The sequence below is a fragment of the Pedobacter psychrodurus genome, assembly GCF_004331735.1.
Lineage (GTDB): Bacteria > Bacteroidota > Bacteroidia > Sphingobacteriales > Sphingobacteriaceae > Pedobacter > Pedobacter psychrodurus.
Genome location: NZ_SJSO01000012.1, coordinates 48,639 through 60,573 on the forward strand (window position 1 = coordinate 48,639; position 11,935 = coordinate 60,573).

10 protein-coding genes are annotated in these 11,935 nt (G+C 40.1%); 7 read left to right on the forward strand and 3 right to left on the reverse strand.

What is annotated here, in order from left to right:
* Positions 1 to 6: 6 nt before the first annotated feature.
* The 7 genes from EZ456_RS15080 (at position 7) to EZ456_RS15110 (ending at position 7,881) form a co-directional block, all read left to right on the forward strand.
* The gene (locus EZ456_RS15080; RefSeq protein ID WP_131531476.1) at positions 7 to 1,332 is read left to right on the forward strand and encodes an inositol-3-phosphate synthase; all 1,326 of its coding nucleotides are present in this window, start codon (positions 7 to 9) and stop codon (positions 1,330 to 1,332) included.
* Positions 1,332 to 1,787, forward strand: a complete 456-nt coding sequence (locus EZ456_RS15085) for a phosphatidylglycerophosphatase A family protein (RefSeq protein WP_225876552.1) — start codon at positions 1,332 to 1,334, stop codon at positions 1,785 to 1,787. The genes EZ456_RS15080 and EZ456_RS15085 overlap by 1 nt, the downstream gene beginning before the upstream one ends.
* A 2-nt stretch (positions 1,788 to 1,789) precedes the next feature.
* Positions 1,790 to 2,167, forward strand: coding sequence for a GtrA family protein (locus tag EZ456_RS15090; RefSeq protein WP_131531480.1), 378 nt, complete (start codon positions 1,790 to 1,792; stop codon positions 2,165 to 2,167).
* Positions 2,168 to 4,711, forward strand: coding sequence for a DUF5686 and carboxypeptidase-like regulatory domain-containing protein (locus tag EZ456_RS15095; RefSeq protein WP_131531482.1), 2,544 nt, complete (start codon positions 2,168 to 2,170; stop codon positions 4,709 to 4,711). It begins immediately after the preceding gene.
* A gap of 9 nt (positions 4,712 to 4,720) precedes the next feature.
* Entirely contained in the window at positions 4,721 to 6,007 is a 1,287-nt protein-coding gene (locus EZ456_RS15100; protein ID WP_131531484.1) for a DUF4833 domain-containing protein, read from the forward strand.
* A gap of 310 nt (positions 6,008 to 6,317) precedes the next feature.
* Entirely contained in the window at positions 6,318 to 6,938 is a 621-nt protein-coding gene (locus EZ456_RS15105) for a sterol desaturase family protein (protein ID WP_131531486.1), read from the forward strand.
* 1 nt (position 6,939) lies between these two features.
* Positions 6,940 to 7,881 carry a phosphatase PAP2 family protein gene (locus EZ456_RS15110; protein WP_131531488.1) on the forward strand — a complete coding sequence of 314 codons (942 nt, stop codon included), beginning with the start codon at positions 6,940 to 6,942 and terminating at the stop codon, positions 7,879 to 7,881.
* 79 nt (positions 7,882 to 7,960) lie between these two features.
* Here EZ456_RS15110 and EZ456_RS15115 read toward each other — a convergent pair whose 3' ends face one another.
* The 3 genes from EZ456_RS15115 to EZ456_RS15125 are packed head-to-tail and all read right to left on the reverse strand — an operon-like array spanning position 7,961 to position 11,927.
* Positions 7,961 to 9,196: an alkaline phosphatase family protein gene (locus EZ456_RS15115; RefSeq protein ID WP_131531490.1), complete on the reverse strand. Its 1,236-nt coding sequence runs from the start codon at positions 9,194 to 9,196 to the stop codon at positions 7,961 to 7,963.
* Positions 9,197 to 9,210: 14 nt separating this feature from the next.
* Entirely contained in the window at positions 9,211 to 10,137 is a 927-nt protein-coding gene (locus EZ456_RS15120) for a metallophosphoesterase family protein (RefSeq protein ID WP_225876553.1), read from the reverse strand.
* Entirely contained in the window at positions 10,137 to 11,927 is a 1,791-nt protein-coding gene (locus EZ456_RS15125) for a RagB/SusD family nutrient uptake outer membrane protein (protein ID WP_131531492.1), read from the reverse strand. The genes EZ456_RS15120 and EZ456_RS15125 overlap by 1 nt, the downstream gene beginning before the upstream one ends.
* Positions 11,928 to 11,935: the final 8 nt, after the last annotated feature.

Genomic DNA, 11,935 nt, shown 5'->3' on the forward strand with positions numbered 1-11,935 from the left:
AATACAATGAAACAACAAGTAAAAGCAGCTGAAGGCAAGCTGGGAATATTAATGCCAGGACTAGGCGCTGTAGCAACAACAATGATTGCCGGAGTTGCTGCAATTAAAAAGGGTTTATCGAAACCTATCGGTTCGTTAACACAGATGGGTACTATCCGTTTGGGCAAAAGAACTGAAAACAAACAACCAAAAATTAAAGATTTTGTGCCCTTAGCTGGTCTTGAAGACTTAGTTTTCGGTGGCTGGGATGTATACGAGGATAACGTTTACGAAGCAGCAATGAATGCCCGTGTGTTAGATGCTAACCTTTTACGTGATGTACGTGAAGAATTACAGGCCATTAAGCCAATGCGTGCTGCTTTCGACAGAAATTATGTAAAAAACCTGGATGGTAAATATGTAAAAGATATCGATAACCGTTACGAACTGGCTTTAGCCGTAATGGAAGATATTAAAAACTTCAAAGCAGAAAATAATTGCGACCGTATTGTATTGGTTTGGTGTGGTTCTACTGAAATTTATTTCGAAGCATCAGAAGTGCACGAATCGCTTGCTGCATTTGAGCAAGGTTTAAGAGACAACGATTTACGCATTGCGCCAAGTATGATTTATGCCTATGCTGCATTAAAATTAGGAATTCCTTTCGCTAACGGTGCACCAAACTTAACCGTCGATATTCCTGCACTGATTGAACTGGCTAAAGAAACCGATACCCCAATTGCTGGTAAAGATTTTAAAACAGGTCAGACTTTGATGAAAACCATTTTAGCACCTGGTTTAGCAGCACGTTCGTTGGGTGTAAATGGTTGGTTTTCTGATAATATCTTGGGTAATCGCGATGGCCTTGTATTAGATGATCCGGATAACTTTAAAACAAAAGAAGTATCGAAACTGGGGGTATTGGAAGATATCTTTAAACCAGATGTTAACCCTGATTTGTATGGAGATATGTACCACAAAATCAGGATCAACTATTATCCGCCTCACGGTGATAACAAAGAAAGCTGGGATAACATCGATATTTTCGGTTGGTTAGGCTACAAAATGCAGATCAAAATTAATTTCCTTTGTCGCGATTCGATTTTAGCTGCGCCAATTGTACTGGATCTTGCTTTGTTTATCGATCTGGCCAAACGCGCAAATATGTCAGGCATTCAGGAATGGTTATCATTCTACTTGAAATCGCCACAGACAATTCTAGGTGTACCAGCAGAAAACGACATTTTTAAACAGTTAATGAAACTTCAGAATACCTTACGTTACATTATGGGCGAAGAATTGATCACCCATTTAGGCCAGGATTATGAAGAAGAACTGATAGAAACAGTATAGTGTTTATCCACAAATTTCTTTCAACGGCTCTGGGAATCGGGTATATCGGCAAGGGCGCAGGTACTTATGCTGCTATAGCAACCTGCATCTGCTGGCATCTTTTCCAGAGCCCTTATACCAACCCTTATTTATGGCCGGTGCTCTTCACTATGCTCATCGTAATGTTGGGGGTGATGAGTGCCGATCGGGTGGAAGAGATTTGGGGAAAAGACCATCAAAGGGTGGTGATTGATGAAGTGGCAGGAATGTGCATCACCCTATTGTTTGTGCCTTTAAAGTGGGAATACACCCTAATAGGGCTAGTTCTTTTTAGGTTTTTTGATATACTCAAGCCACTTTACATCCGTAAACTCGAAGCGTTACCGGGTGGTTGGGGTGTAATGGCCGATGATGTACTGGCTGGGATTTATGCAAATGTTATTCTGCAACTGCTTGTTGTTTTAGAATTGTTTTAACCATGATGTTCACTTATCTAAAAGCACAGGCATCATCCTTAGTGGCCTCGGCAACAGATTTCGGTGTGACCATTATTGCCGTAAATCTTTTTGGTTGGTGGTATTTGGCGGCAAGCATTACCGGTACGGTTACGGGTGGAGTGGTTAATTTTTATGTGAACCGGAAATGGGTTTTCGAAAGTGAATCTACAGCTATTAAATGGCAGATGTTAAAATACATTTTGGTATGGGCAGGTAATCTGATTATCGTAACCACGGGTGTGTTTATCCTCACCCACTTTTTTAATCTCAATTACGTACTCGCTAAAGTACTTAGCTCGGTTTTAACTGGGATAAGCTATAATTATATCATGCAAAAGCAGTTTATTTTTTCAAGTTAAATGAAACCGATCTATTCATTTTTGTTACTCGTGGTGCTCAGTTTTATTTTGCAGGTAAATGCTTTTGGCCAGAGAACGGTCGTATCGGGCATAGTGCGCGATGCGGTTACCAAAGAAACCCTGCCTAATGTTTCTGTTTTCTTTAAAGATACCAAAATAGGCATACAAACCGATGTAAACGGAAAGTACACATTGGTTTCTCCCGATCCTCAAAATGAAATCAGTTTTAATTACGTGGGCTATCGGGTAGTTTTTAAAAATATTATGCCATCTGCAACGCAGGAACTTGATCTTGCTTTGGTACCCGATTCGAGGGCACTTGATGAAGTGATCATCGTAGGTGGTAAAAAGATAAAATACCGCAATAAGGATAATCCAGCCGTAGAATTGATCCGACAGGTAATTGCCCATAAGGAAGAAAACCGCATTAAGAGCTACAACACCGTGTCTTTTAGGCAATATGAAAAAATGTTGTTCTCGTTGAGTAATGTATCGGATAAGTTTAAGAACAAAAAGATGTTCAGGAATTATCAGTTTTTGTTTCAGGAACAGGATTCGACATTGATCGGAGGGAAAAACCTCCTTCCAGTTTATATTCAAGAAAAACTTTCAGATAGTTACCTCAGTAAAACACCTGAAAAGAATAAAACGGTTGTAATTGCCGAAAAACAGGTCAATTTTGATAGCCGCTACATCGACAATAAGGGAATGAAAACCTATTTCGATAGGATGTACCAGGATATTGATATCTATAAAAACAATATTTCGGTCATCAGTAATGAATTTTTAAGCCCGATTTCGGATGGTGCACCTGCTTTTTATAAGTTTTTTATTACCGATACGCTAAAAAATCAAAAACCTCAAATTATTGAGCTGTCTTTTACGCCCCGAAATACAAACGATATGTTATTTGAGGGAAAGATTTATGTAACCAACGACAGTCATTATGCGGTTACAGGCGTTTCCTTTGGTGTAAACAAAAACATTAACCTCAACTTTGTTCGTGCGCTAAAAGTCGATCTCGATTTTGAAGCCAACGATAAAGGAAAATACAGTTTAAGCAAAAGCAATCTATTGGCCGATTTCGGCATTGGCAAAACCAAAGGCATAGGCTTTACAGGCGAACGTAGCGTTACCTATAAAAATTACCAGTTCGATACGGTTTTGCCCGATACTATTTTTCAGGGGAAAAATACCGTTGTGCTGGCGGATGCTGCTAAAAAAGACAATAATTTTTGGGAGAAAAACAGACTGGATACTATTTCGAAGGATCAGTTGAAGATTTATGGCAATATCGATACCCTGCAAAATCTGCCATCTTTTAAGCGGACCATGAGAATTGTTACCCTTTTATTTGCAGGCTATCAGAATTTAGGCCCTTATGAAATTGGTCCGGTAAATACATTTTACAGCTTTAATAATGTAGAAGGTTTAAGGTTGAGAGTTGGAGGAAGAACAACGCCCGAGCTCAGTAAACGCTATTATTTCGAAAATTACTTAGCCTATGGCATTAAAGATGAGAAATGGAAGTTTTTCCTTTCCGGAACTTATTCGCTGAACAATAAATCAATCTACGAATTCCCTCAGAACTACGTTAGGGCGAGTTTTCAGCGCGATACCAAAATTCCTGGGCAAGAGCTACAGTTTGTGCAGGAAGATAATTTTCTGCTCTCATTTAAAAGAGGCGTAAACGATATGTTGCTGTATAACGATTTTTACCGCTTAGATTATGTTAAAGAGTTCGAAAATCACTTTTCTTACAACCTTGGTTTTAAAAAGTGGACTCAAACGCCTGCCGGTGGACTCAATTATCTTAATGCAGCAAATCAATCTGTTAACAGGTTAACTACCAGCGAAATTTCTTTGCAACTCAGGTACGCACCAAATGAGAAATTTTATCAGGGAAAAATATACCGTGTGCCCATTGCCGACCGTTATCCCGTATTTAATTTACGCTATACTGCAGGTTTAAAAGGTGTTTTTGGTGGCGAATACAATTACCATAACTTAATGGGAAGCATCGATAAACGTTTCTATCTATCGCAGTTAGGCTATAGTGATGTAACTTTCGAAGGAGGTTATATCGCCGGAAAAGTGCCTTTTCCATTATTGGCTATACACCGTGCCAACCAAACTTATGCCTATCAGCTCAATTCGTACAACCTGATGAACTTCCTCGAATTTGTAAGCGATCATTATGTGAGCATTAACATAGACCACAATTTTAATGGCTTCTTTTTTAATAAAGTGCCTTTGATCAAAAAATTAAAATTGAGGGAAGTGGTGTCCTTTAAAGCCTTATATGGTGGTCTGCGGAATGAAAATAATCCAAATTTTCAATCAGGATTGTATCAGCTTCCCATTTACGAAAACGGTGCACAGAGAACTTATGCTTTGGGCAATGAACCCTACATGGAAGGCAGTGTTGGCGTTGGTAACATCTTTAAATTATTAAGGGTAGATCTGGTAAAGCGTTTCAACTACCTCAACAATCCAGAAGTTTCGGAATGGGGAATAAGGGCAAGGGTAAAATTTGATTTTTAAGAAAAAGCTATGGAGACTAAATTAAGAGACAGCCTGCAACAGGGCATATATAAAGTAATCAACCCTTTTGTAAAAGGATTGATTAAAATAGGTTTAACACCTAATGCGGTAACAACCATAGGGTTAATCCTAAATGTTGGTGTGGCTGTGATTTTTGTATTGGGTGCCGAAAAATCGAACCGTGGCGATATGTCTTATATCGGTTGGGGAGGCGCATTAGTGCTTTTTGCTGGTCTGTTCGATATGCTCGATGGTCAGGTGGCCCGTTTGGGGAATATGAGTTCGAAATTTGGCGCCTTGTACGATTCGGTACTCGACCGTTATAGCGAAATGATCATGTTTTTGGGGATCTGTTATTACCTGGTGGCACATCATTATTTCTTAAGTTCGTTGTTCGCATTTATCGCACTCATTGGCTCAATGATGGTGAGTTACACTCGCGCAAGGGCCGAAGGTTTGGGCGTGGAGTGTAAGGGCGGTTTAATGCAGCGGCCAGAACGTGTGGTAACCATTGGCGTTTTTGCGATTGCTTGTGGTATTGCAGGCCATTTTATAGGAGGCGATTATAAGGTTTATGTGCCAGGCATTTCATTCCATGTTTTCGAAACGATGTCTATTTTTACCATACCCATTACGATAATGGCCGTATTAACCAATATCACAGCTGTTAAACGCTTACAAGAGGCGAAAAAAGGCTTAGAAGCGCAAGAATTTAATGAGCGAAAAGGAAATAACAAAGCTGCGTTGATTGCGGGTCTAGTGTTGACGGGATTAAGTGGAATGTTTTCTCTTAACGCAAAAGCGCAGGGCACCGATCCTTCTCCAATTAACTTTCCAACGCCAAAGGGCATCAGCAATCAACTATTTTATTTACAACGCGATCCGAATACCAATACCATCATCTGCCAGTTAAACATAGATAAACATGGCGAAGTAAATAAAGAACAGCCCGTAAATGTATTTTGGATGCGCTATGGAGATAAAGGCGAAAAGAGAGAACTGAGTTATATCCAACGGAAATTTGCATATGGCATTATCAGCAAAAATTTGGGTAATGGGCAGTTCGAATTGCGGTTTACCTCACATAAAAAACTGCCCATGTACCTGAATAAATCTGGTGTAGATAAAAAATACCATGTTTTTGTCACGATCAACAATAAAAAAATGCAATTAGAACGGATATTCCTTCGAATTGAAGGCGGTACATTTTGGTTTCCGAATGTAAAATATGTAGAGATAAAAGGGGTGGATGCTTCGGAGCCTTCAAAGGTGTTAGTTGAAAGGATTAAGGTGTAGCGGAGGGCGTAATGCGGATGGCGTTCTCACAAAGTTCGTCATTGCGAGAAGGCTTTTTCAGCCGACGAAGCAATCTTAAATTGTAGGTTATAGCGATCGTCTTAAGATTGCTTCGTGCCTCGCAATGACGACCCTTTTATTAAAATCTATATCGTTATGTCAGTCTGAGCGGAGTCCTCTCTACACGTCATTTCGAGCGAAGTGCAACGTAGCCGAGAAATCTAACTCGATAGATCTCTCCATTCCGCTTCGCTTCAGTCGAGATGACGGCCAAAGGATAAACCGAAGACCAGTTTAAATAATTTTACCAATGAAAAAGAATTTTGTTTCAAATTCCACCGCATCCATCAGGATGTTTAAGAATGACTTTTTAGAGGGTTTATCAAAAGTTCGGTTTTATGTGCCGTTGATCGTGTATGTGCCAGTTATTGCCTTTCTTTTTTGGAAAGCAATTGTGGAAATCGAAATGCCAGTTTTGAGCTTTGCAGGTTGGTTTTTACTCGGTCTGGCCATCTGGACAATCACCGAATATTTCCTGCACCGCTACGTTTTCCATTTCGAACCAGAAGCGGAGTGGGGCAAGAAAATCCATTTTATTTTTCATGGTGTACACCACGATTACCCTAACGATGCGAAAAGGTTAGTCATGCCACCTTCGGCCAGTATGCCTATGGCTCTGGGTTTTTACTTTCTTTTCGATTGGTTACTGCCCGATACCGTGGTTTATCCATTTTTTTCCGGTTTTATGATCGGCTACCTATTTTACGATATGGTGCATTATGCACTTCACCATGCCAGTTTTAAAAGTGGTTTCTGGAAACAGCTAAAACAGCATCATATGCTTCACCATTATTCCGATTCGACCAAGGGTTATGGGGTAAGCTGGACTTTTTGGGACCATGTTTTTAGGTCTAATTTTGATAAAAAATAACATGCAGCAAGAGGTATTGCTTAAAAACAGTTTTTATAATCTTCGGAATATTTATCTAACAGCTGCTATTTCTGTTGGCTATCTCTTGTTGTCTATATTGTTAGTCGGCTTTAAAATCGATCAGCTGGTACTGATTTTTATTTTTAATGCATTATTTTTCATCTCAGCGGGAACAAGGCGATTTATTCTTGGCTTTTCAATCTTTATCGTCTACTGGATCCTGTTTGATTACATGAAAGCTTTTCCAAACTATCTTTTTAATACGGTACATATTGAAGATTTGTATGACCTTGAAAAAAATACTTTCGGCATTAACTACCATGGCTTAATACTTACACCTAACGAGTATTGGAAAATAAACAGTACTGCATTTTTTGATGTATTGACAGGGTTTTTCTACCTGATGTGGGTGCCCGTTCCTTTAGCATTCGCTACTTATCTTTTCTTTAAGAATAAAGAACAGTTTGTTCAGTTTTCGCTCACTTTTGTTTGGGTAAACCTGTTGGGTTTTGTGGTTTATTATGCTTTTCCGGCTGCACCACCATGGTATGTGCAGGAACATGGCTTCGAATTTATCGCGAAAACTGCTGGTAATACTGCTGGATTGGCCCGGTTTGACCATTATTTTAACATTACACTTTTTCATGGGATATACAGCAAAGGTTCTAATGTATTTGCGGCTATGCCATCGCTACATTCATCGTACCCGGTTATTGTTGTTTATTATGGTTTAAAAAACCGGCTGGGGAAAATCAATATTTTCTTTTTTACCGTAATGCTCGGAATCTGGTTTTCGGCCGTTTATACCAGCCATCATTATACGCTTGATGTATTGGCTGGATTAAGTTGCGCATTTTTGGGTATTATTTCTTTCAATTATTTAATACGCCATACTAAGTTGAAACAGTTTGCAGCGAATTTGATAAGTGCCATTGGTAATTAAAAAGCCCAATATCCGATCTTAAACGATCAGCTATTGGGCTTAAGGGTGATAAGGTATTGGAAATTAGAGATGAAACTAATTATTTAATGCTTATCCATTTATTAAGCATATTATCTGGTGCTTCAAGTAGTAGTTTATAAAAAGTCGAAGGGTAATCCTTAAGATCGGCAAAATAATGTTGCTGGCTAGCATCAACCTCGGCCAAAAGATGGTAATTATCCTTTTCACCTGTTTTAAAGTTATTACTTGTTGCCAGCCAAATTTTTACTTTTCCTTTCTTTTCAAGTGCTTTCCAGCTAATGTCGAGATGATTTTGTACATAATTTGCTTTTAATCCTGATATGGATACCGGACCGATAAATGCTGTGCCATCAATTTCCTGAGCTACATTTTCAGGTAGTTTTACATGGAGATAACGGGCGATTGACGGCATGATGTCTACAACACCAAGATCGAAGTACTGGGCGTAAGTATTCAGGTTTTTATAATTGCTCACCATCCAGGTTGAACGTTGACGATCAGATTGACCGCCATGTCCGCGACCAGTTTTTTCATCACGTCCATGATCGGTGGTGATTACGATCAACCAATCTTCTTTAAATTTCTGTTCGCGGTAAGTAATGGCATCCCAAATCTGGCCCATTTGTTTATCCAACATTTGGATGGCATTATAAAACTCAGGACTATCACCATAACGGTGCCCCATATCATCTGTATATTCGAGATATACCCACGAAAGATCAGGTGCTTTACCATGAATGGTGTTGGCGGCCTGCTTAACCACTTCCTCATCAATAAGGTGCATGTAGGCCGAATTTTTATCATGTTTAAAGCGAATCGTATCTAACTCGTAACCATCGGCTACAAAATCGGGCTTAAAGGTGCCAGTTTCAGGAAGCCCATCGCCAAGCAACTTAGTCCGGTTATCGGTCCAGCTGGAGAAAATTGCCGTTTTTTTCTCGGGATACTGATTTTTAAACAGCCTGAAAATGTGTTGATAATTGTAGTTGGGCGCCTTAATGTCATTATCGGGTACGTTATGTTTATTTACCCAGGTGCCAGTAAGCAAACTGTTATAACCAACAGCAGATATGGTTGGTGTTTCATTATAACTTGCCTTATCGCCACCCACATGCATGCGCGAATATGATCCCGCTGAGATGATCTTTTTAAAATTCGGTAAGTCCAAGCGTTCCATCACATCGGCAGGGATGCCATCAGCGATTACATAGACCACTTTACGGGCTCTGGTTTGGGCTGATAACGATACTGATAATGAAACGCAACAGGCGAAAATAATTGTCCTTAATAACATAGTTCTATTATTTATTAGAAAGTGTGTGGAAAGTATTCGTTTTCAACTGTTCCGTCATCGTACATTTTAAGTATTGCATATCCAGGCGGGGTTTCCAGGTAATAGCCAGGGCCTGCCGATTCTGCATCGCCCTTGCCCCACCAAAAACCACTCATGGCTCCATTACAACAGTATCGAACGCCATTGTAAACCGTTTGATCGGAAAGATGGTTGTGTCCGCTCAGGCAGATTTTTACCTTATCGCGGTGTTTGTAGAAAAGATCTTTCAGTTTTTTACAATCCGAGTGTCCGCCACCAACCAATACCTGGGTGGTGCCCAGGATTGGATAATGCGACATGAGCAGGGTAGGTGTAGCAGCAGGAAGGTTTTTTAATTCCTGCTCAAGCCAGTTATACTGCTCATCATCAAGCGAAATTTTACTGTTATTCCCGTCAAGAATAATAAAATGCCAGTTCTTTTTTGAGAAACTATAATAACGGTTAGGAATTTTCAGCCGTTTCACCACATAGTTCTTCCCATACATTTCATCATCTTTTGCAGGCGCTTTCCACCAGGTATCGTGGTTGCCAATACAGCTGTGTATTTCGTATCTATCAATTGTTTTAATGCAGTCATCCCAGATAGTCCATTGTTCGGTTACCTGGTTACGCACTACGTTATCGTAAGAAGCATCGTTAATCGAATCTCCTCCGTTTAAGAAGAAATCAACTTTATGTTTGCTGATAATCTGTTTTAAACATGCTTTAAATCGCTTAGGGGCATTTTCTCCTGCACGTATGTGCACATCGGTAATATGCGGCACAGTAAGCACTAGTTTTTTACCTTTTGGTTTCTCTAGGAGTGTTTCTGAAGCCAATGCTGGTAATGTGCCTGAAAATGCAGCACCTGCTGATAGTCCTATGGCCTTTAATAAAGACCTTCTTTTTATTTCTGCCATCATTACCAACCAAAAATTTGTTTCAGTTTAGGGTTCAGGATTACTTGTTGCTGTGGAATAGGGCGATAATAGAATTTTGGTTCCTCAAAGTTTCTGGTCACATTTTCTGTTACGATATTCCCTCCGGTGTTGCCATTCTTTAAGTAAACCGTTGCATCAGTCCCGATTAATCCTGCACGGTAATAAATAAGTTTTACGCCAAGTGAGTTCTTTTCCTTCTGGTCTTCGCCCGGAATAGTTGCCGTTCTATCGATCAAAATGATATCATCAATACCATCGCCAGTAAGGTCGTATTTGCCCAAGCCAGCGAAAAACATGCCTTCAGGGCTTTTGGTGAGCAGTTTGCCCACTTTCCAACGCATTAAGTCGTCAAATCTCATGTTTTCGAATGCATATTCTACCCTGCGTTCCCTTCTAATTTCGAGTATAATACCTGCGTTAGCGGTAACATTTGGATATTGCAATTGCAATGCAGGATCGGGATTGGCGTTAGCCGTTGCCAGGTTAAGATCAGGCAAGCCAGCTCTTCTACGAAGCAGGTTTACAGATTGATCGAGCTGAGCTTGAGTTAATGTGCCTAATTCGGCGAAAGCTTCAGCATAGGTTAACAACACTTCTGCATAACGGTATACCGGAAAATCTACGCCGTTTAAGATCGCATTATCGGTACTGTTTACATAACCTTTTAGTTGGTGATAGCCTGTGAAGTTTTTGTTTAAGCGCTGAATATATGGTGTAGGATCGGGCACTCTGATCCATCCTGGATAAACTATGGTTTGCGACATGCGTGGATCACGGTTTTTAAATTCTGCCACAAAACCCAGTTGCGCGTAATTGGCTACGTCTGTAAACCTACTTCCATCTTTCATTAAGTACGTTTGTAATAGGTCTTTAGCGGGTGCCTGCTCATAATCGCCGAATACAGTCGAATTCACATTCTGGCTTTTGCTCTTACTCAGATCAAAGATGTTAACCAAAATCACTTCGTTATTGGCAGTTAAATCCTGACTGGAGAAAAGTGTTGCATAATCCTGTTCCGGTTTCCCGGTATTGTAAATGTTAAACTTTTTGCCAGCGATGATCTCCCCGGAAATTCTTGCTGCAGTTTCTAAAAAAGTATTTGCTGAGCTGCTTAAATTCAGTTCATTATGGTATTTGCGATAAGTACCCTCGTAAAGTGCTGCCCGTGCATATAACGTGGCTACTGCCCATTTTCCTGGGGTACCCACCGGAACACTTTCCCTTACATTTTTATAGGCAAAATCCAGATCTGCCATTATACTGTCGGCTATCAATGTCCGTGGATCACGAGCTTTATATAGTTCTTCGTCACCTGGTTCCAATGTGCCTGAATACCATGGTACATCAGAGAAACGCTTTACTTTGTCTAAAGAGAATTCGGCACGGTAATACCTGGCCAAACCTGCATAATGGTTTTTAACGGCAGCAGAAACCTGTGCTTTTCCGTAATTCTCCAGAAAGTAGTTAATGTTTCTTAACCTGCTCCAGCTCCAGCCAGTTGTGATGTTCTGGGCATTCGTGTTACCAGTCATAACATTTTTTATCTCAACTGCTGCGGTGGTGGCTACGTTATCGGTACTCTGATCATTAAGGTAAGTATTGCGGTCTGGCTGAGAGATTAGGCCATTTACGTAAAGCGAAAGATCACTTTCCGTATTAAAGAACAGGTTAGGGGAGATGGAAGTTTGTGGAAAACGGTCCAGCCCAGCTTTTTTACAGGCCGCGAGCATACCCACAGCTGCAATAAATACGATATATATATACTTTTTCATTTTTGAAA